Raw genomic sequence first — 20,408 nt, 5'->3', positions numbered from 1 at the left:
GGCGTTATACGGTGAACCATGCTTAAGAAGCTACTATCAGGGCTAAAGAAAAAGGGCTCTTCAGAGAACCGAATTGTAATTGATGCTAATGCACCAATTGGAGTGAATGGAGTACTGACTGAAGCCTTCGGCATTCGTATTTACGACGGTTCGATTGCGCCCTTCGCCCGGGCCGGCGATAGCTACCCCGCGATGGGTTCATACTCGTTCAGCACCGACGAAGATTTTCAAGATCAAATTACTTTGGAGTTTCACCGAAGTTCCGAGTCCATGGCTTCTCCTGAAAGTTTTATCGGGCAAGTAAGAATTCGGGGCTACAAATTAGAAGGTGCGCGAGAGCCGCTGGTGAGACTCTATTACGAAATCGCGAACCAGCAGATTGCAATCTGGGCAACAAACGAAAAGGACAATGGCGAGCTCGCTCTGTCGGTAATCAAGAATACTGAAGGGCAGAGTGTCCATTAGCCGTATAACAATCGGCTGCACAGCGACCGATTTTCCGCCGCTCCGCGGCTCCAAACCGGCGCGTGAGCCGGACGTTATAAGCAAGGAGTTCTATTTGAGCATCAGTGACAAGTTCTCAAATTTTTGTACAGCGCTACGGATGAGCGATCCAACTGTCTCGAATGTTCGCTATAGGGCAAAGCAGATTACAAAAAGAGTTAATTCTGATTTTCGCGGTCTCGATTCTGATACAAGGTACAGTCTATTTGTCGGTTCTTATGGAAGAGGGACTGATATTCATGTTAGTGACATAGATATGATTGTCGAGCTGCCATACTCTGAGTATGAAAAATATAACAATTACAATGGAAATGGTCAGTCAGCACTTATTCAAGCAGTGAAAAACTCGATAGCCAAAACTTACTCAACCACCCATGTAAGTGGTGATGGGCAAGTTGTAAAGCTAAATTTTCAAGATGGAATATGCTATGAAATCGTTCCGGGTTTCATCAATAAGGATGGCTCAAGTTATACCTATCCAGATAGTAATAACGGAGGCTCATGGAAAGTAACTAAGCCACGTGAGGAAATTTCAGAGATAACAAGCGCGAATAATTTGTGGAACAAAAATCTCAAGCGTCTGTGCCGCATGGCGCGGGCATGGAAAGATAAGTGGGATGTTCCTATGGGTGGCCTTCTTATCGATACTCTTGCATACAATTTCTTGAAACAGTGGGAGTACAAAGATAAATCCTTTGTTTATTACGACTGGATGACGCGGGACTTCTTCGAATACCTGAAGAATCAAGATCCAGACAAAAATTATTGGCTTGCGCCTGGTAGCTCTCAATATGTGTGGCGAAAAGGCGCATTCGAGTACAAGGCGCTCCGTTGCTACAATATTGCTAAAGAAGCGCTTCAGTACGAAGCAGACGAAATGCCGTACTCAGCAAATCAGAAGTGGCGAGAGATATATGGAACAAAATTCCCCTCCTAATGTATTAGAAGAGCAGCTAAGAGAATGTTTTGGTCGTGTTGCGTGGTCACATAAAACGCACGAAAAATGCTCCGACATACTGAATACAAGACTAAATCGTATAAAGCTCTGGCAGATAATCCTATCGGCAATCACAACAACAGGAATTATTGCTGCCGTATTTGGAGAATCTAAGGAATTAGGTATTCTTTCGGCAGTGCTTTCGTTTTTTCTGACAGTTTTGAACACTTATGTAAAGCAATATGATCTTGGTGGTTTAGCCCAGAAGCATGCAGACGCAGCGGTGGATTTATGGAATATGAGAGAATCTTACCTCTCTCTTTTAACAGATATAAGATCTGGTTGCGTAGAAAGTGACGAAATTAGAAAGCACAGAGACAATCTTCAGGAGAGCTTACTGGAAATATATAGAGGCTCCCCTAGAACTATTGCCAAAGCCTATAAAGAGGCTACGAAAGCGCTAAAAAGGCTTGAAGAACTAACATTTAGTGATGCAGAAATAGATGCTATTTTACCAAAAGCACTACGGAAGGCGGAGACTAATGGCTTATAACAAGGCGCTGCTGTCGGACAAATTTTCCGCTGCGCTCCAAATTTGCCGCAGAGCGCGGCGTTATGTATATTTAGCTCAAAGTAAACTGTCCTCTGTCAGCAATAAGAGTATGATCTCCCACGTATTGTGGATTTTCTTTTTGAGACTCTGTCATCCTTTTCTATTTGGCTTTCTTAATCCAAAAAATGTATGTTTTCTCAGTGCGTAAGGAGTAACCCTTTTGCCGCATATCTTGGCTAATACTTAATAGAAAAGGACTCTTAGTCATAGTGCACACCAATACTGGCTATCTATACAGTTAATTTAGACCGTATTTATAAAATTGCACGTTTTGTAATTTAAGAATGCTTAGATATTCAGCGTTAAAATAAAAATAGATAGTTAAAACAATAAGTTAAATAGGTTGGTAAATAATTAATGAGCAACAACCAAAGACAAAATTAGCATGCACGTTTACACGGTTAATTATTATTGCTGTTAAGGAAAAAGTGCGGCAGAATCATGCACTTAAATAAATAAAAGGGTAGGGATGCTGAAAGACAAAATGAGCATGCCTATGAATAAGCTGTTATGCCACCGAAAGCCTTTGACTCACTCTCAAACAGAAAACACCTAGCCTGGAGATATCGATGAGCCGCATCGTTATGATCGCTATGCCAGCAGCCGGCCACGTCAACCCCAGCGTGCCGTTGGTCCGTGAACTGGTCCGACGCGGCAACGACGTTACCTTCTACGTCACTGAGGAGTTCCGTACAGTTGCTGAGCAGATAGGGGCCACCTTCCGCGCCTATCCGGACGGCACGATCTCCTCCAACGTAATTGCCGATGCAAACGCTCAAGGCGGATCGGCTAAGGTCGTGCAGCGACTGCTTGAGGCAACACGGAAGCTGTTGCCGCTACTGGAGTCCGAACTGCGGAAAGACCCGCCGGACGCTATCATGTTCGACTCGAACGCCCTTTGGGGCCGAATGCTCGCGACCAGCCTGCGCCGTCCGGCGATCTCTCTAATGACCACGATCCTCGTCAATGCATCGGTGTTCCGCAGTTTGACTGCACGCGAGCGTCTCGCCGTAGTGTGGGAGACCGCGACCTCTCTTCCGGGAACCCTCGGCGCTCGACGCCGGCTACTGCAAAGCGTCGGTCGTGACCTCCTGCCATCGAGTCCGGTGTTCCCAACCCGAGGTGATTTAACCATCTTCCCTATTCCTGCATGGATCCAATCTCCCGATGACCGGTGCGATGCGAGTAGCCGCTTCGTCGGCCCTTCTATTGATACCGCACTACGCACCGAGGAGATCGACGGGCAACTCGAACGCCTCCTCATGGACGATACTCCCTTGGTGGTGGTGTCCCTAGGGACACTGCATAGTGGCGGCGATGACTTCTTCCGATCTTGCATCGACGCCTTCGCGGCGCTGCCAGCGAACGTGCTGCTGGTCGTCGGCCGTGCCACTGACCCCGCCGATTTTCAGTCGCCGTCGTCGAATATCGTAGTTCGGGCAGTCGTACCCCTGCTCGCGGCACTGCGGCAGGCGGCGGTGTTCGTGACGCACGGCGGAATGAACAGTGTGATGGAGGGGCTCCACTTCGGGGTGCCGATGGTCGTGATTCCCCAGCAGGTCGAACAGTTTCTTATTGGCCAGGCGGTCGCAGATCGTGGCGCGGGTCTTGTGCTGCGCCATCACCTCAGTGGGCAGAAGATCGGCGCAGCGGAACTACAGGCAACCGTCAAAGCACTGCTGGAGGACTCGTCATATACGGCGTCGGCCCGCACTCTCACAGCCACTCTGCGGGACGGCGGTGGAGCTATGGAGGCTGCCGATCAGATCGAACACCTTCTCAAAGACCCTGACCCCATTGATCAAAATGGTGTCACATAACAATCGGTTGCAATGGACGGCTTACGCCGCCCCTGAACCGAATCGTTAAGCGTAAGCACTATGAAAGAATGGATTGAAATTGACAGGCCGCTGGATGTCGAAGCTGATATTCCATTAATAGATCAGGCTCCAAAAGAGGTGCGTGACGAATATGATAGATCAAGCAAAAACAAGTTTATTGCTTGGGTATCAAATGATACTAATCTTATCGGTTGTATCAAAAATAACAGAAGTATCTCTGCTGAGTTTGATTCCGCTGAGGCCGTTGAGCTTTATGAAATGGAACCTGCTAAAGGTAGTGGGTACGTAGGTTTAGATATCAAGTCAAAGAACGGTGAGTGTTTGGCTGTTATTGCTTCATCAAGGTATTCACAAAAGTCATTGCAATGGCTAAAACAAGTTCAGCCAATTCTGGCTAAAGTATTTCAGCTAAAAGAAACGTACGAGCATCATGGTAAAGACGCTTAACAAACACATTAAAAATCGCTCCACTTCGTTGCGCTGGACGTCGCTGACGCTCCGCCTTTTATGTGGGCGTTATATTTTTTTGAGTAGTCATGAGCACAATAATTAGAACTGTAATAACGTCACTACTTTTATTTATGTTGCCGATAACCGCTTATCAGGCATACAAAATATTGCTTATTGGTAGCTGCGATCCAAAGTTTGGCTGTTGGGGCACCTTCGAACTTAGCTTGTTAATTTGCTCAGCCTACGGCTTTATATCTCTAGTTGCATTAATCACGGTTCAGTTGGTATCCAAAGTAAACATGCTCAACGCGCTAGCTGTGCTGGTAACACTGCTACTCGGAGCAGCACATTGGTTTGTGCTTTCGATTGAGCTTTTAGATTCACTAACCATGCAAGTGCTATTTTGGCTGGCGTTGTCAGGTGTGTTTTATTCACTTGCAGCTGTAATTTCAAAAAAATATAACAAGCAAAGCCAGCCGACGCGTACCGCGCAGCTGCTTTGAGCGTTATGCTCTCACCTAGGAAAGGGATATTCGAATGATTCCTGTCGTAAAAGAAAGTCTATCCGAATTTAAAAATAGCTTACCGGGGATGGTAGTGGCAGCGATCCCTTGGATTGGTGCAGCTATCCTGCTTGCCATCTTATCCTACGTATTCTCTGAAAGCTTAACTGGAGCTATTGGTTATCTTCTTATGACCATAGTAGGTCTTGTAGTCCAAGGGTTGATAGCATTTTCTGCGCTTCGCGTGCTGTATAAGCGTAGGGAGGTTGATATCGCAATATCTCAGAAGAAAGTTCTAACGTATCTGTTCGCTATGATATACATCGGCATCGCTGCCTCTATGGGGTTTATTCTTCTGGTGGTTCCCGGTATCGTTATTATGGCAGCTTGCTTCTTCGTGCCTGTATACATATTAAAAGACGGACAAGGCCCCATAGAATCAGTCGCCTCCAGCGCTACATTACTGCAAGGGCGGGTTCTTCACGTAACCCTTCTTCTTTGCTGCATTTGGGCCGCCATATTAATCTCGGATTACATTATTAGCTTTATATTTTGGTATATTCCGCTGCCATTTGTGCTGAGAGAGATTTTTGTTACATTTGCGTCAATTGTTATAAGCATGGTCACTTTGCCGGTAATGGTAAACCTCAGAGAATTTTTGGAGCATGAGCATAACAAATCAATGCAGCCGACGCCTGCGGCGACGGCTGATTGAGGCGTTAGGTGTAAATTAGCCAACGAGATTCATCGATGAAATGCTGTAGGAAAGAGCTACCCAAACCGGACATTATTGACGGAACAGCATACTTTGTGTGCCCGGAATGCGGCGAGTTTCGTGAAGTCAAAAGCTACCGAGTTTACACTCCTGAAGAGAGTCTTAATGCTTTTGAAAAAGAGCATGGCTTCAAAATTCCAGCGAAATATATAGATTATGCTGGGACTCATAGTGATCACGTGATTAAGCTACCGAAGAACACGCCCTGCACTAAAGACGAGTATTTTGGTGATGGATTCTATGAGATTGGAAGCTATCTTGGCTTGGACCATAACGAAAACCGATCAATCTTTGATAGCAGCTGGCTTGTACGTGAGTGGGGCTTGCCTGAGCGCCTAGTTCTTATCGAGGGTGATGGTCATGAATGGCTTGCTCTTGATTATCGAAATTCGGAAGTAGAGCCAAGAGTAATACTCATTGAATCAGAATTTAACCAATACAAAGTGGTTGCAAACAATTTCGATGACTTTGTAGATTCTCTAATACCATATGAAAGTGTTTACGACATAAATGGCAACCTTATCTACACAGGGTGAATCACCTAACAATCGCATTAAATCCGACCCATTACACGCTTGCTGGGTCGGCACAAGGCCTCAAAATACTAGCAAGCGTGTAATGGGCGCCTTATGCGGGCGTTAAATTGCAACGGAGTGACAAGTGCCTGATTTGAAATATATGCAGCTTGAAAGTGATATTCAATCAGCTTTGAAGCTCTGTGGTTGGGTAAAATTTCTTAAAATCGTCTTGGCTTTATTGGTTGTACTATCGTATTTCTTTTTTCCTGACTGGTTGGGGGAGTTAATAGTTATTTCTGTCGTAATTTCCCTAGTTTTGCCGCTTGGTTTCTTTGATGTTTTTATTCAAAAGTTATTGGAATACAACACTCAAAAAACCGAAGAGCGTCAAATTTTAAATGCCAAAGAAGCAAATGAGCATTTCGACAATCTGTACAAAAGGGTTGGGAAGTAATGCAATTTAACAAGCCGCGTCATTCGGGGCCTGCGGCCCCTGCGACGCTCACAAGTTCGCGCGCATGCGCGGGGCGTTAGCAGTAAGGTGAAGAATGACAGATATTCAAGTCATCGCTGATGAATATATAAATATCGCCCAAGAAAATTTTGGTCCGATGTGTTCCGACTGGGAATATGTGGGGGTAGAAATCAATGATATGGGACCACACCTTCGTTATTACCCGGAAGATGGACACGTGGCTATTTCACTTAGTGAAAAAACTCAAGATGACGAGATTCAGCTTCATTTTCAATTAGCCCATGAAGTTTGCCATCTTTTATATCCAACAATGAGCTTGAGTGGTGAAAAGGAACCGATAACAGTCCTTAATGAGGGGGTTTCTACCTATTTTTCGCTTTGGGCTACAGGCCGTTATTGCTCGCAAGAGTTCTTAATCGACAATCTGAAACAACACAGCAGTAAATATTATCGAGCAATGCTTTTAGTTCATGAGCTTCTGGAAATTGATCGGGAAGCTATCAAGAAGCTTAGAATGTATGAGCCAAGATTAAATAGATTATCTTTTGAACATTTTGAAAAATCTGGAGTTTCGGCATCGGGGAGGCTCATCAATGACTTGCTTGCTACCTTTGAGTAACGCTGCTAACAAACCGCTTAAATTCGTTCCGGCCACAAAAAGCGTGGCCTCCACCGGACTCGCTAACACTCGCCGTTTAGCGGGGCGTTATGCGATACCAATACAGGGAATAACCAGAAGAATATGACGATAAATCTTGATTTAGTTATAGAGACGGAAGAAGACTCTGTGGATATGAAAGCAGGTCTAGATTCGATGCAGGGTGTATCTGATGCGGTCAGGTGTGTGGCAGAAACGATTCTTACTGAGAATATCCCGAAAAGACAAACACATAAGAGCAAGGTAAGAACGTCACTAAAAAAAAGCTTTAAGGGGTCATATGGGCATATCTTTAGCATCGATATATATGACTCCGACATCCTTAAGAAACTAAGCCGAATAGGGCGCCCTGCATTTATTGAATTAATTGCATACTTCATTAGTGAATCGCTCTATAAGGAATCAAATCCGTTGTCATCTAAGGCGCAAAAGGTTGTAGATAATCTCGGCGATAAAGCTGAAGAACTGGTAAAGCAGCTCAGGGTATCCTCATTAGAAAATATTCATGAAATTTCCACTAAGTTTAATCACGATATAAAAGTTAGATATAGAAATAGTCGAGATTCACAAACGGTCATAGCCAAATTTGATCGTAATACAGCTAAGGTGCTTCAGGCCAAGCAGAGTGATGAAAATTACGACCTTAAAATTATTGTGACAAGACTAAATATTCATACAGGAAATGGAAGGCTGCAAATTGAAGGGGCTGATGAAACGGTCGCTTTTGGATTTGGGATAGGGTATAGAGAAGTAAATATTAAGGCAAAGAAGCTGTTTTCAGAGAATCTCGATTATAACAATGGTATTTCTAGAGAAAAATGGAAATACCTGAAAATATCTGTCTCCCCTATCAAGCTTCGTGATGGAAAAATAGTTAAGTATATAGTCAAAGGTTTCTATGAAGATTAATGGATATATACTAGCGGCTGCAATTCTGATAATTGCCGTTTTTTTATCTTATTTTTTGCATTTTTACGTGTCTTTGGGTTATGGAATTTCTAATGATTCTGCTATATGGGGTCAGCTTGGAGATTATTCTGGTGGCATTCTTAACCCTTTGTTGAGCTTTGTTTCTATTGTTCTTCTAATCAAATCATTAACTCTGCAAAATGAAGCCAATATAACCTTAAGAAACGAAATTAAAAACTCTGAAAAGACAGAGAAGATCAGGTCATTTGAATCTCTTTTCTTTAATTTAATTAATTCTCAGAAAAACCTTTTTGAATCGTTTTCAATAAAATTTGAGACTGGTGAAGATAGTGTGAAAGTTGGCGGAGTACAAGCAGTAGTTAGAATAGAAGATGAGATTGAAGATATGCGAAGCAAAGGGAAAAATGATGAGGAGGTGGCCGCATATCTCGAAGAACTAGATGAAAACGATCAGATATTTGGGCTGTCTAGATCTTTTTATATTATGGTTCTGATGGTTACAGAAAAGCTAAGCGATGCAAATGGCTTTTCCTTTGATGACAGGCGTGATCACTTCATGGCATTAATAAATTTTACAGATTTTGCCCAGCTTAGATTGATCATGATTTGTATCCAGTTTTCAGACTATGAATCATGTAAATACATTCGATCATCTTCTGAATTTAAAAGCGTTATTGAAGAAGTAGGTCTGAACTATGAGTTGTATTGACGGTCAGCGCATAACAAATCAAAGCACTCGGACGCAGCAATGCTGCGCCGGTGTTTGAGACGTTAGGTGTATAAATGGGACCGAAAACTACAGAACTTGTAAACGAGCTTGAAGGTTGTGCATCGTTTCTTCGAGAATGCTCTGAAGTTAAATGGGCTTATTGGCTTGAGAAAAGTGCATCTTTATTAAGGTCAGGCCAAATATCAGGTATCGACCATTACAAAGGGGCTTTTGGTGGTATGGGTAGCATTAATGACTTGGTGTTACATCCAATCAACGGCCATACAATTAAAGAAACAGAGATAAACTCGGCCAACGAGAAGTTAAAAGTATATTTCTCTACTATCGATCAGCTAGCCGAGGAAGTAACAAAACATGCAGTATTTAACGAATAAAACACCTAACAAGTGGCTCAATCAGGATTGGCAACACTTGTCACCTTTTGTGCAAAAACACGCACAAAAGCCGCCAAGTATTACCAACCTATTAGCCAGGCGTTAGGCACCAAAGGAATCATCGTGGATAGATTAGAGCTAAAAGTCCCACCTGTTATTCAAATGGCGATCTCCGCAGGTCTCATGTGGATATTGGGAACTCTGTTACCGGCACTGAGTATCGAGTTTTTCGCTTCGTCGCTCATTGCGTTAGTTTTGGCATCAATTGGTGTGGTTTTCGCGATACTTGGGGTTTTGGCGTTTCGTTCTGAGGGAACCACCGTGGATCCGAGAATACCGGATCAATCGTCAAGCCTTGTCACTAAGGGAGTCTATCGAATCAGCCGAAACCCAATGTACGTTGGCTTCTTGCTCATACTGGTGGGTTGGGGTGTTTTTCTCTCTAATTTCACAAGTTTTTTACTACTGCCGTTGTTCGTGATGTATATGAACAGGTTTCAAATCACTCCAGAGGAGCGGTACATGCGTGAAAAGTTCGGACATGAGTACCGTCAATACGCAGCAGCGGTCCGCCGATGGATTTGATGCCTAACAAAGCACTGCTGCCGGACAAATTTTCCGCTGCGCTTCAAATTTGCCGCAGAGCGCGGCGTTATGGCTCAAAAGCAAGGAGTAAAAATTGAACAAAGCAGTAACTTGCAGTTCTCTTGAGGAAGTTCGCTCGAACATCGACGTAATTGATCGCAAGATCGTAGCTTTAATCGCTGAGCGCGGTGGCTTCGTCATGCAGGCAGCGCGTTTCAAGAAATCCACCGATGACGTTAAGGCGCCGCAGAGAGTTGAGCAGGTAATCTCTAAAGTTCGAACGCTTGCTCATGAACTGGATGCTAATCCCGATGTGGTTGAGGCTGTTTATCGTGCAATGATTTCTGCTTTTATAAATGCTGAGCTTGTCGAGCATGCTTCTCTTACAAGCAATACTTGAAAGCCATAACAAGCGCCAGCACATCGCGCCTGCGGCGCTGGACTCGCAACAAGTTGCTCGCCCGTGTGGCGGGCGTTAGGCACCAAAGGAATCATCGTGGATAGATTAGAGCTAAAAGTCCCACCTGTTATTCAAATGGCGATCTCCGCAGGTCTCATGTGGATATTGGGAACTCTGTTACCGGCACTGAGTATCGAGTTTTTCGCTTCGTCGCTCATTGCGTTAGTTTTGGCATCAATTGGTGTGGTTTTCGCGATACTTGGGGTTTTGGCGTTTCGTTCTGAGGGAACCACCGTGGATCCGAGAATACCGGATCAATCGTCAAGCCTTGTCACTAAGGGAGTCTATCGAATCAGCCGAAACCCAATGTACGTTGGCTTCTTGCTCATACTGGTGGGTTGGGGTGTTTTTCTCTCTAATTTCACAAGTTTTTTACTACTGCCGTTGTTCGTGATGTATATGAACAGGTTTCAAATCACTCCAGAGGAGCGGTACATGCGTGAAAAGTTCGGACATGAGTACCGTCAATACGCAGCAGCGGTCCGCCGATGGATTTGATGCCTAACAAAGCACTGCTGCCGGACAAATTTTCCGCTGCGCTTCAAATTTTCCGCAGAGCGCGGCGTTAGCATTCTCCTATTAAGAGGATCGTGATGAACACTAAACCTCAAATATTATTTTTGTCTCATGGCGGCGGGCCGATGCCACTTCTAGGTGATGTTGGGCATAAAGAAATGATTGATTGCTTGCAAAAAATCTCATCTATTTTGCGTAAGCCATCAGCCATTTTAGTGGTAAGTGCGCACTGGGAAGAAAAAATCCCAACCATTACTTCGGGCGCCAACCCTTCCCTTATTTACGATTACTATGGATTTCCAGAAAAGTCTTATAGTATTACCTATCCTTGTCAGGGAGAGCCATCACTGGCGGAGCAGACCTATAAGCGGCTGGAGCATTCAGGTATTTCCGCAAAACTTGATGAGCAGCGCGGTTTTGACCACGGTCTATTTATTCCTCTGAAAATCATGTACCCGGAGGCAGATATTCCGTGCATTCAGCTCTCTCTTGTCGATAATCTCAGTCCAGCAGCTCATGTCGGGATAGGGCGAGCAATCCAAGACTTGGAGTATGAAAATTTACTTATAATTGGTTCTGGTTTCTCCTTTCATAATATGAAAGCATTTTTTTCATCTGAAACCAGTGAATCAAAAACTTTAAATGAATCTTTTGAAGCGTGGCTGCTAGAGACTTGCACTAACAGTAGTATTACCGAAGAAGAAAGAGAACAAAGATTTATCCAATGGGAAAAAGCCCCCGGTGCTCGTTACTGTCACCCAAGAGAAGAGCATTTATTGCCGTTGCACGTTTGCTATGGAATAGCTAATAGTGTTTGCACTAAGTCGTTTGAGCTAAAGATTCTAAATAAAAAATCGAGCATGTACATCTGGTCATAAAATGCTAACAAACGCGTCAATTAGTACGCTCGCAAGCTCTCGCCTATTACCCGGGCGTTATACCTAACCACAAAGGAAGTCATCACATGAGAGACGTTTTCTTTTTCGATGCAATGCTAACCCCGAAGATTATCACTTTTGTCTATTGGTTGCTCTTGCTGTTTGCTGTTGTTTCAGGGCTTGGTTCAATGTTTGGAGGATATGGTGGAATAACTTTCGGAAAGTTCCTGTTGGGAATTGGGATAATGGTTGGCGGAGCAGTGGGAGCAAGGATTTGGTGTGAGTTGTTGATTGTACTTTTCAAAATCCATGAGAACATTAAAAAGCTTGCCGATAAACAGGTATAACAAGGCAAATGCACTCGGACGGCAAAAAGCGCGGCTCGTTCCTCGCTCTGCTTTTTGCCGTCGGTAATTTGCGGCGTTATGTTTCTCACATCAGGCACCTTGCCTGTCTTCATTAGTTGCCGTACTCTTTAATGTACACTAAAGCGTACAGAGGTGATTTCCATGTCCAGAGTTCGCGTTGATGAAGATATCCGCCCTCTGTCCGAATTCCGGGCAGCCGTTGCCACGTTTGTAAGGCAGATCCATGAAACCCGTCGTCCTATGGTACTAACGCAGAGAGGCCGGGGCGTTGCCGTATTGGTGGATGTTCACGAGTACGAGAGGATGCAAGAGCGTCTTGAGATCCTCGAAGAAGTGTATAAAGCGGAAGAACAGATAGCCTCAGGGGAAGGTGTTGCGCATGAGGACGCGAAAACCCGGATTTTGAGCAGTCTGGCCCGATGAAGGTTGTTTGGTCCCCGCTTGCGCTGGAGCGTGTTGAGGATACAGCTCTGTACATAGCAGAAGATAACCCGGATGCCGCGGTACGGTGGGTGGAAGATTTATTCACCACGGTAGAGCACTTAGCCGACTTCCCTGAAAGTGGACGAATGGTTCCTGAGGTGGGCTCGCCACGCATCAGGGAGCTGATATTCGGAACGTATCGGGTTATTTACAGCGCCAAAGATCAGGTAGATATCCTGACTGTGCGTCGCAGTAGCCAATTACTGAGAATGTCCGAGCTCGGTGATGACGAAACATAACCAACGGCTGCACGGCGACCAGTTTTCCACTGCTCCGCGGCTCCAAACCGGCGCGTGAGCCGGGCCTTATTTATCCGAATTACCAATGAAAAGCAGACACCAACTTCAATCTGATATGTTCAGCATGTTGTTACTGCATACACAGAGTGCCTTCCGCTCTCTGGTTGAGCCGCCCGCCGGCATTCTCTACAATGGCGCTCTTTTTTACCGTTTCAGGGCCTGAATATGAGTGATTCCAACACCAAACCCGAACTGCCGAACCAGCTGTCGGTTAACCCCAAGAGCAAGTTCTACGCAGAAGAGTACTTTCAGCACGAAATCGGTATCCGTCTGAACAGCAAAGAGCGTAACGACGTTGAGGAATACTGCATCAGCGAAGGCTGGGTGAAAATTGCGTCGCCGGTGGCTAAAGACCGTTTTGGCCGTCCGATGCTGGTGAAGCTGAAAGGCACGGTAGAAGCGTTCTATAAGTAAGCGTTGCTGAATCTGGCTTGCTTACCAGCAACCAATAAAAAGCCCGGCTAACATGCCGGGCTTTTTGTTTCTGGCCGGGTGTTACTGGCCGAGCAGAAGGCGCTTACAGCGCCTTAATTTTCTCAATCTGGTCTTTCAGCTTGGCAATATCCCGCTCGAAACCAGCGGCTTTTTCCTTTTCTTTCTCCAGCACGACGGCCGGGGCTTTTTCGGTAAAGCCTGGGTTGGAAAGTTTATTGGCTACGCGCTCCAGTTCCTTTTCCAGCTTCTCGATGGATTTGCCTAAGCGGACTACTTCGGCGTCTTTATCAATAAAGCCGGCCATCGGAATCAGCACTTCCATATCCCCTACTAACTGAGTAACGGACATGGGTTCTTCGTCGCCGTCGTTCAGCCAGGTGAGTTTGCTTAGCTTGGCCAGTTTCATCAGGAAGGTCTGGTTTTCTTCGGCGCGGCGGAAGTCTTCGTCGTTGCCGTTTTTGAACAGTAATTCCAGTTCTTTGCCCGGGGCGATGTTCATTTCGGCACGGATATTACGCACGGCGGTAATCACGCCTTTCAGCCATTCGATATCGGCTTCAGCCTGTGCATCCACAAAGGCTTCGTGCGGTTGCGGGTATTGCGCCAGCATGATGGTGTCGCCGGTTTTGCCAGCCAGATCTTTCACCTGATGCCAGATGGATTCGGTAATAAACGGAATAATCGGGTGCGCTAAGCGCAGGGTGGCTTCCAGTACGCGCACCAGTGTGCCCAGGGTGCCGCGTTTTACTTCCACCGGGGCGTTGGCGTCCCACAGTACCGGCTTGGACAATTCCAGATACCAGTCGCAGTATTCGTTCCAGATAAATTCGTACAGCGATGCAGCGGCCATATCGAAACGATACTGATCCATGTGGCGGCGTACTTCTTTTTCGGCGTTCTGCAGGCGCGAAATAATCCAGCGGTCGGCCAGCGACAGAACAGCCGGCTCACCATTGGCACCACAGGCGGCTTTCATGGCGTCGGTAATGGCAATGTTGGTGCCAGCGGCTGCGGCTTGTTCTACGGCTTCTTCGCCGGCCACGCTCAGCATTACATAGCGTGAGGCGTTCCATAATTTATTGCAGAAATTACGGTAGCCTTCTAAACGCTTCATATCCCAGTTAATGTCACGGCCGGTGCTGGCCATGGCTGCCAGGGTAAAGCGCAGGGCATCGGTGCCGTGCGGGGTAATACCTTCGGGGAATTCTTTTTGCGTGCGCTTGGCAATTTTTTCCGCCAGTTGCGGCTGCATCATATTGCCGGTGCGTTTTTCCAGCAGGTCGTCCAGCGAAATACCGTCGATCATATCCAGCGGGTCGAGAACGTTGCCCTTGGATTTCGACATTTTCTGGCCAACTTCGTCACGGATTAAGCCGGTAACGTACACGGTTTTAAACGGCACTTGCGGCTTACCGCTTTCATCTTTGCAGAAATGCATGGTCATCATGATCATGCGCGCCACCCAGAAGAAAATAATGTCGAAGCCGGTTACCAGCACGTCGGTCGGATGGAAATCCGCCATGCGCTTGGCCACTTCCGGGTCGTCAAGGTTCGGCCAGCCCAGTGTGCCGAAGGTCCACAGGGCAGAGGAGAACCAGGTGTCGAGTACGTCTTCGTCCTGACGCAGTTCGACGTCGGCGGCCAGATTATTCTGCGCACGTACTTCGGCTTCGTCGTGGCCAACGTAGACGTTGCCCTCGATGTCGTACCAGGCCGGAATGCGGTGGCCCCACCATAATTGCCGGGAAATACACCAGTCCTGAATGTCGCGCATCCAGCTGAAGTACATGTTTTCGTAGGATTTCGGTACGAACTGAATATCGCCGTTTTCCACCGCTGCAATGGCGGGCTTGGCCAGAGTTTTGGCGTCGACATACCATTGGTCGGTGAGCATGGGCTCGATCACTACGCCGCCACGGTCGCCGTAGGGTACGGTTAAATCGTGGTCTTTAATGCCGTCGAGCAGGCCTGCGGCTTCGAAATCCGCCACAATGGCTTTACGCGCGGCAAAACGTTCCATGCCCCGGTATTTTTCCGGAATGCTGGCTTCAACGTCGTTATTAACGCTGCCGTCGCTGTTGAACACCTGCGGCACGTCACGCACGTCGGCATTAAAGGTGAAAATATTGATCATCGGCAGGCCGGCACGCTTGCCCACTTCATAGTCGTTGAAGTCGTGCGCCGGGGTCACTTTTACCGCGCCGGTGCCTTTTTCCATATCGGCGTGGTCGTCGCCCACAATCGGAATACGGCGATTCACCAGCGGCAGAATAACGTGCTTGCCGATCAAATCTTTATAACGCGGGTCTTCCGGGTTTACGGCCACGCCGGTATCACCCAGCATGGTTTCCGGACGGGTGGTGGCAACCACAATGTAGTCTTTGCCTTCCGCGGTTTTCAGGCCATCGGCCAGCGGATAACGCAGGTGCCACATGAAGCCTTTGGATTCTTTGTTTTCCACTTCCAGGTCGGAAATGGCGGTGTGCAGTTTCGGGTCCCAGTTCACCAGGCGTTTGCCACGGTAAATCAGGCCGTCTTTGTGCAGGCGGATAAACACTTCCTGCACGGCTTTGTAGAAGCCGTCGTCCATGGTGAAGCGTTCGGTGTCCCAGTCAACGGAGTTACCCAAACGACGCATCTGGCCGGTGATGGTGCCACCGGAGTGTTCTTTCCATTCCCAGACTTTTTCGAGGAATTTTTCCCGGCCCAGGGTGTGACGGTTGGGCTGGCCTTCGGCCGCCAGTTTACGCTCCACCACCATCTGGGTGGCGATGCCGGCGTGGTCGGTACCCACTTGCCACAGGGCTTTTTTGCCCAGCATGCGGTTATAACGGATCAGGGCGTCCTGAATGGTGTGCTGGAAGGCGTGGCCCATGTGCAGCGAACCGGTGACGTTCGGCGGCGGGATCATGATGGAATAACCTTCGCCGGTTAAGCCGTCCTGATACGGCTTGAAGTAGCCTTTGGCTTCCCACTGTTGGTACCAGGTTTGTTCAAGGGCGCTGGGTTTGTACGTCTTATCCATATTCGCGGCTGCTCATCTCGTCGTGACCACGCAGCCCGGCTGTTGGCCGGGTGCGGGTGGGTATTCAGAAAAATGGCGGCGATTATAACGGAAAGTGCGGGGCGGGTCAGCGATTCAGCAGCAGGTGCAGTTTATCGCGCAGGCGTTGGGTAATTTGCGGCAGCATTTCCTGCACCAGCTGTTCCACTAAGGCTTCTTTTTGTTCGGCGCTCAGGCGGCTGCTGTCCATACCGCTGAGGGCGGCGTGGGCGCGTTGCTGCTTTTGCTCCATCACTTTCTGCATGGTGCGCTGGGCTTCTTCAGCGCTGTGCTGGGCGGCTTCGCGTTCCTGGGTTAAGCGGTCGAGCACCGACTGCGGCAGAAAGGGGTTGCCGGACGTGCGCGGGGCGGTGGCTGCGGCCAGGGGTTTGGGTGCCGGCGGTTGCGGTACCGGTTGCGGTTGCTGTACGGGTTGCTGTGACAGCGGCTGCGCCTGTTGCAGCACACGGCTGATGTTGGCGGCACTGATAGGCGTTGTGCCGGCGGCTGTGGGTTGTGCTGCTGGTGCTGGCGGTCGTGCCGCTGGTTCGCTGCGCACGGCTCTCAGCGCCGGCATATCCGGGTGCTTAATCAGATCGTCGAGCAGCGGAATATCGTCCAGCGGGTCGAGTACCGGAATGCGTTTTTCCAGTTCAATCTGGTCGTCGGCGGCGCCATCCAGAACCCGTTGCAGGGTTTCCAGTTCGCGCAGCAAATTGGCCGGGCTGTCTTTGCCTGAGTGATCGTCGTGCGGTTTCATTAACGCAATCTCATGTCGACAGTGTTTACCGGGTAGCCCCGGTCTTTCAGAAATTTGTAATGGTTACGAGTGTAGTCCAGCACATGGTCGTGCTGCACCACCACGCTCACATAACGCTCGAAGCGGCTGAAAAACGGCGGCAGGTGCTGGCTCAGGTTGATGATCAGGTCGTGATGGTGGCCGGGATTGTCCTGCTGCCAGCCAATGCTCACCGCGCAGTTGGCCGGCGCATCGGCTGCACCTAATAAAGCGTGCGGAATAAAGGCATCCGGGCGGTACGTCCAGATCATCTCGTCCAGTTTCTGCGCGTGTTCTTCGTTGTCGGTCAGCAGCAGTACCTGGTTGTTTTTTTCCAGCGCTTTTTCCAGCAGGCGACAGGCAAACAGCCATTGTTCGCGCCGGGTCTGGCCGGCCAGCACATAGAAATCAACCTGGGTCATGCGGTGGCTCCCGAGTAGGTGAACTGCTGTAAACGCACGTCGATGGTGATGGGTAATTCGTCCAGTTGCTGCAAACGCTGCAGCGCTTCGTCGCGTATTTTCCAACGATGCGGGGTCATCAGCAACAGGTCCATAATGGCCTGCTGGCTGGTCAGCTGGGTCTGATAGGTTAAGGGCTGATCGCCGCTCAGCTGATAACCGTGCTGTTGCATGGCCGGCACCGGGTCGAAGGCCTGGCGGTTCACTTCGCCGTAAATCTGCTGGCGCAATTCCAGCAGATGATCACTGCCGGTATTCAGCAGAATCACCGGCGCGCCGGGCTTAAGTACACGGGCAAAACCCTGCGGCATCAGGTTGGTGAACAGGCAGGTGATCATATCCAGGCTGTGCGGCAGAAACGGTAACTGGCCACCGGAGGCGACCAGCCAGTCGATGCGGTTGCTGCGCCGCGCCGCACGTTTCAGGGCGTCTTTGGAAATATCCACGCCGTATAAACGGTGTGCCAGCTGGTGGTCTTCCAGCACTTCCTGCAGCCGCTGAGTGTAATAGCCTTCGCCGCAGCCCACGTCGGCGATATGCAGCGGCGCGGTCTGGTTCAGCGACAGCTCCAGCACCCACTGGTTCAGCAGATCGGAAATGGGCCGGTACAGCTGGCTGTCGAGCAGGCGCTGGCGGGCGTCGACCATATCCATGTTGTCGCCGGGGGCTTTGGATTTTTTGTGCTGCGCGACCAGCAGGTTAAGGTAACCCTGGCGGGCGCGGTCAAAGCTGTGGCCATTGGCGCAGCTCCAGCGCTGCGCCTCGTCCTGCAGCACCAGACCGCACACCGGGCAGGCAATTACGCGGGGCAAAGTCATCATCAGGCCAGCAGGTTTTCCAGAATGCGTTCGTAAATGGCGGTGAGGGTGTTCAGATCCTCGGCCACAATGTGCTCGTCCAGCTTATGAATGGTGGCATTCACCGGCCCCAGTTCCAGCACCTGCGCGCCGGTGGGGGCAATAAAGCGGCCATCGGAGGTGCCGCCAGCGGTAGACAGCTCGGTGTCCAGGCCGGTGATGTCTTTAATGGCCTTTACGCTGGCTTCCACCAGAGCGCCACGGGCGGTTAAGAATGGCAGGCCGCTGAGGTTCCAGTCGATGCTGTAGTCCAGGCCGTGCTTGTCCAGAATGGCGTGGGTGCGGCGCTTCAGGTCGTCTTCGGTCAGCTCGGTGGAGAAACGGAAGTTGAACACCACTTCCAGCTCGCCCGGAATCACGTTGGTGGCGCCGGTACCGGCATTGATGTTGGAAATCTGGAAGCTGGTGGCCGGGAAAAATTCGTTGCCGTTATCCCACACTTCGGCGGCCAGTTCGGCCAGCGCCGGCGCCGCCAGATGCACCGGGTTTTTGGCCAGATGCGGGTAAGCCACGTGGCCCTGAATGCCCTGAACCTTCATTACTGCACCCAGCGAACCCCGGCGGCCGTTTTTCACCACATCGCCGACGGCGTTGGTAGAGGACGGCTCACCAACAATGCACATATCAATTTTTTCGTTGCGCGCTTCTAAGGTTTCCACCACTTTCACGGTACCGTTTTTGGCCGGGCCTTCTTCGTCCGAGGTAATCAGAAAGGCAATGGAGCCTTTGTGGTTGGGGTGCTTCTGCACGAAGTTTTCGACTGCCACCACCATCGCTGCCAGCGAGCCTTTCATATCGGCCGCGCCACGGCCGTACAGTTTGCCGTCGATGATTTTCGGTTCAAACGGCGGGTTGCTCCAGCGTGCTTCCGGGCCGGTCGGAACAACGTCGGTATGGCCGGCAAAGCACAGCAGCGGGCCTTCGCTGCCACGGCGGGACCAGAAGTTTTCGACGTCGTCGAAGCGCAGTTGTTCGTTAGTAAAACCGGCCGCGGCCAGGCGTTCCATCATCAGGGCCTGACAGCCATCATCGTCGGGCGTTACAGAGCGGCGGGCAATCAGATCGAAGGCCAGTTGCAGAGTCGGGGTCATGAAAATTCCTGCGCTTAACAAAAGGTGGGGCGGAAAAGGGCGCCATCATAACAAAGTCCGCGCCGCAGTGCTGCTGGCTGAGGCGCGGCCATGCTGGTAACATGGCCGGCTTTTACCCAAGCCCTGAAAGGTAATAGTGCATGAGCCAGTCCCTGACTCTGGAAGAACTGAACCGCGTGATGGCCGAGGCCGATCTGCTGAAATCCGCCGCCGAAGTGGATGCCGCCCTGAATAAACTGGCGGTGGAGATTACCGGCCGTTTAAGCACCAGCCTGCCGGTGGTGTACGGCATTATGAACGGTGGCCTGGTGATGGCCGGCCAGCTGCTGACCAAACTGAATTTCCCGCTGGAGCAGGGCTATATGCACGCCACCCGCTACCGTGGTGAAACCACCGGTCATACCGATCTGCAATGGCAGGCGCCGCCGTCCATTCCGATGGACGGTCGCACCGTGTTAATCCTGGATGATATTTTCGACGAGGGTAATACCCTGGCCGAAGTGGTAAAAGCCTGTCATGCCCAGGGCGCCAAAGAGGTATTTACCGCGGTGCTGGTGAACAAGCTGCACGACCGCAAAAATACCGATCTGCAAATCGACTTCATCGGCATGGATGTGGAAGACCGTTATGTGTTCGGCTGCGGTATGGATTACCGCGGTTACTGGCGCAACGCGCCGGGTATCTACGCCGTCAAAGGCATGTAACCTTGGGAGCCTCTGAATAACTCGTGCAGAGTTATTCAGGGGCTCCCAATGATATAAAAAGCGCCTGCGGGCGCTTTTTTATTGTCTTGCGTTTGTCGGTTGCGGCAGTGGCAGGCGGTAAAGATGGGTAAATATGATTTGT

The 20,408-nt window shown here is 49.2% G+C and carries 27 protein-coding genes; 22 read left to right on the top strand and 5 right to left on the bottom strand.

Going from position 1 to position 20,408, the window contains the following annotated elements; all coding sequences use genetic code 11:
- The first annotated feature begins 18 nt into the window (after positions 1-18).
- The 21 genes from GJQ55_RS08105 to GJQ55_RS08000 all read left to right on the top strand — a co-directional run bounded on the left by GJQ55_RS08105 (position 19) and on the right by GJQ55_RS08000 (position 13,311).
- On the top strand, positions 19-465 hold the full coding sequence (locus tag GJQ55_RS08105) for an Hsp70 family protein (protein WP_228344475.1): 447 nt from the start codon (positions 19-21) through the stop codon (positions 463-465).
- A gap of 94 nt (positions 466-559) precedes the next feature.
- Complete coding sequence (locus GJQ55_RS08100) at positions 560-1,441, top strand: SMODS domain-containing nucleotidyltransferase (RefSeq protein WP_228344474.1); 882 nt, start codon at positions 560-562, stop codon at positions 1,439-1,441.
- The gene (locus GJQ55_RS08095) at positions 1,419-1,994 is read left to right on the top strand and encodes an SLATT domain-containing protein (protein WP_228344473.1); all 576 of its coding nucleotides are present in this window, start codon (positions 1,419-1,421) and stop codon (positions 1,992-1,994) included. Before GJQ55_RS08100 ends, GJQ55_RS08095 begins: the two co-directional genes overlap by 23 nt.
- Before the next feature lie 629 nt (positions 1,995-2,623).
- The gene (locus GJQ55_RS08085; RefSeq protein ID WP_228344472.1) at positions 2,624-3,874 is read left to right on the top strand and encodes a macrolide family glycosyltransferase; all 1,251 of its coding nucleotides are present in this window, start codon (positions 2,624-2,626) and stop codon (positions 3,872-3,874) included.
- Between the two features lie 60 nt (positions 3,875-3,934).
- On the top strand, positions 3,935-4,342 hold the full coding sequence (locus GJQ55_RS08080; RefSeq protein WP_228344471.1) for a hypothetical protein: 408 nt from the start codon (positions 3,935-3,937) through the stop codon (positions 4,340-4,342).
- An 89-nt stretch (positions 4,343-4,431) separates the two neighbouring features.
- The gene (locus GJQ55_RS08075) at positions 4,432-4,848 is read left to right on the top strand and encodes a hypothetical protein (RefSeq protein ID WP_228344470.1); all 417 of its coding nucleotides are present in this window, start codon (positions 4,432-4,434) and stop codon (positions 4,846-4,848) included.
- A gap of 34 nt (positions 4,849-4,882) precedes the next feature.
- Entirely contained in the window at positions 4,883-5,563 is a 681-nt protein-coding gene (locus GJQ55_RS08070; RefSeq protein ID WP_228344469.1) for a DUF975 family protein, read from the top strand.
- Between the two features lie 95 nt (positions 5,564-5,658).
- The gene (locus GJQ55_RS08065) at positions 5,659-6,159 is read left to right on the top strand and encodes an SMI1/KNR4 family protein (protein ID WP_228344468.1); all 501 of its coding nucleotides are present in this window, start codon (positions 5,659-5,661) and stop codon (positions 6,157-6,159) included.
- 124 nt (positions 6,160-6,283) lie between these two features.
- Entirely contained in the window at positions 6,284-6,595 is a 312-nt protein-coding gene (locus GJQ55_RS08060; protein WP_228344467.1) for a hypothetical protein, read from the top strand.
- Positions 6,596-6,689: 94 nt separating this feature from the next.
- Positions 6,690-7,235, top strand: a complete 546-nt coding sequence (locus GJQ55_RS08055; protein ID WP_228344466.1) for a hypothetical protein — start codon at positions 6,690-6,692, stop codon at positions 7,233-7,235.
- Positions 7,236-7,358: 123 nt separating this feature from the next.
- A complete protein-coding gene (locus tag GJQ55_RS08050) occupies positions 7,359-8,183 on the top strand; it encodes a hypothetical protein (RefSeq protein ID WP_228344465.1) in 825 nt (274 codons plus the stop codon).
- Positions 8,173-8,913 (top strand): hypothetical protein, encoded by a 741-nt coding sequence (locus tag GJQ55_RS08045; protein ID WP_228344464.1) that lies wholly within the window; start codon positions 8,173-8,175, stop codon positions 8,911-8,913. The genes GJQ55_RS08050 and GJQ55_RS08045 overlap by 11 nt, the downstream gene beginning before the upstream one ends.
- A 74-nt stretch (positions 8,914-8,987) precedes the next feature.
- Positions 8,988-9,308 carry a DUF6966 domain-containing protein gene (locus GJQ55_RS08040; protein ID WP_228344463.1) on the top strand — a complete coding sequence of 107 codons (321 nt, stop codon included), beginning with the start codon at positions 8,988-8,990 and terminating at the stop codon, positions 9,306-9,308.
- Between the two features lie 123 nt (positions 9,309-9,431).
- Positions 9,432-9,893 carry a methyltransferase family protein gene (locus GJQ55_RS08035; protein ID WP_228344462.1) on the top strand — a complete coding sequence of 154 codons (462 nt, stop codon included), beginning with the start codon at positions 9,432-9,434 and terminating at the stop codon, positions 9,891-9,893.
- Between the two features lie 94 nt (positions 9,894-9,987).
- Positions 9,988-10,293, top strand: a complete 306-nt coding sequence (locus GJQ55_RS08030) for a chorismate mutase (protein ID WP_125867756.1) — start codon at positions 9,988-9,990, stop codon at positions 10,291-10,293.
- A 96-nt stretch (positions 10,294-10,389) separates the two neighbouring features.
- Positions 10,390-10,851, top strand: coding sequence for a methyltransferase family protein (locus tag GJQ55_RS08025; RefSeq protein ID WP_228344462.1), 462 nt, complete (start codon positions 10,390-10,392; stop codon positions 10,849-10,851).
- Between the two features lie 95 nt (positions 10,852-10,946).
- The gene (locus tag GJQ55_RS08020; protein ID WP_086994183.1) at positions 10,947-11,747 is read left to right on the top strand and encodes a DODA-type extradiol aromatic ring-opening family dioxygenase; all 801 of its coding nucleotides are present in this window, start codon (positions 10,947-10,949) and stop codon (positions 11,745-11,747) included.
- A gap of 86 nt (positions 11,748-11,833) precedes the next feature.
- Entirely contained in the window at positions 11,834-12,094 is a 261-nt protein-coding gene (locus GJQ55_RS08015; protein ID WP_228344461.1) for a DUF4282 domain-containing protein, read from the top strand.
- A 162-nt stretch (positions 12,095-12,256) separates the two neighbouring features.
- Positions 12,257-12,538, top strand: coding sequence for a type II toxin-antitoxin system Phd/YefM family antitoxin (locus tag GJQ55_RS08010; protein ID WP_228344460.1), 282 nt, complete (start codon positions 12,257-12,259; stop codon positions 12,536-12,538).
- Complete coding sequence (locus GJQ55_RS08005) at positions 12,535-12,837, top strand: type II toxin-antitoxin system RelE/ParE family toxin (RefSeq protein ID WP_228344459.1); 303 nt, start codon at positions 12,535-12,537, stop codon at positions 12,835-12,837. Before GJQ55_RS08010 ends, GJQ55_RS08005 begins: the two co-directional genes overlap by 4 nt.
- A gap of 225 nt (positions 12,838-13,062) precedes the next feature.
- Positions 13,063-13,311 carry a DUF3297 family protein gene (locus GJQ55_RS08000; protein ID WP_228344458.1) on the top strand — a complete coding sequence of 83 codons (249 nt, stop codon included), beginning with the start codon at positions 13,063-13,065 and terminating at the stop codon, positions 13,309-13,311.
- Positions 13,312-13,414: 103 nt separating this feature from the next.
- Here GJQ55_RS08000 and GJQ55_RS07995 read toward each other — a convergent pair whose 3' ends face one another.
- From GJQ55_RS07995 to dapE, 5 genes are all read right to left on the bottom strand, one after another.
- On the bottom strand, positions 13,415-16,357 hold the full coding sequence (locus GJQ55_RS07995) for a valine--tRNA ligase (protein WP_228344457.1): 2,943 nt from the start codon (positions 16,355-16,357) through the stop codon (positions 13,415-13,417).
- A gap of 106 nt (positions 16,358-16,463) precedes the next feature.
- Complete coding sequence (locus tag GJQ55_RS07990) at positions 16,464-17,135, bottom strand: hypothetical protein (protein WP_228344456.1); 672 nt, start codon at positions 17,133-17,135, stop codon at positions 16,464-16,466.
- Entirely contained in the window at positions 17,135-17,575 is a 441-nt protein-coding gene (locus GJQ55_RS07985; protein ID WP_228344455.1) for a DNA polymerase III subunit chi, read from the bottom strand. The genes GJQ55_RS07990 and GJQ55_RS07985 overlap by 1 nt, the downstream gene beginning before the upstream one ends.
- Positions 17,572-18,435: a putative RNA methyltransferase gene (locus GJQ55_RS07980; RefSeq protein WP_228344454.1), complete on the bottom strand. Its 864-nt coding sequence runs from the start codon at positions 18,433-18,435 to the stop codon at positions 17,572-17,574. Before GJQ55_RS07980 ends, GJQ55_RS07985 begins: the two co-directional genes overlap by 4 nt.
- On the bottom strand, positions 18,435-19,562 hold the full coding sequence (dapE, locus tag GJQ55_RS07975) for a succinyl-diaminopimelate desuccinylase (protein ID WP_228344453.1): 1,128 nt from the start codon (positions 19,560-19,562) through the stop codon (positions 18,435-18,437). The genes GJQ55_RS07980 and dapE overlap by 1 nt, the downstream gene beginning before the upstream one ends.
- A gap of 140 nt (positions 19,563-19,702) precedes the next feature.
- Between dapE and GJQ55_RS07970 the strand changes: the two genes are divergently transcribed.
- Positions 19,703-20,266: a hypoxanthine-guanine phosphoribosyltransferase gene (locus GJQ55_RS07970; RefSeq protein WP_228344452.1), complete on the top strand. Its 564-nt coding sequence runs from the start codon at positions 19,703-19,705 to the stop codon at positions 20,264-20,266.
- Positions 20,267-20,408: the final 142 nt, after the last annotated feature.

Source organism: Venatoribacter cucullus (genome assembly GCF_016132445.1).
GTDB lineage: Bacteria > Pseudomonadota > Gammaproteobacteria > Pseudomonadales > Oceanobacteraceae > Venatoribacter > Venatoribacter cucullus.
The sequence above is the reverse complement of the archived record's forward strand: the minus strand, read 5'-3'. Positions and strand labels throughout refer to the sequence as shown.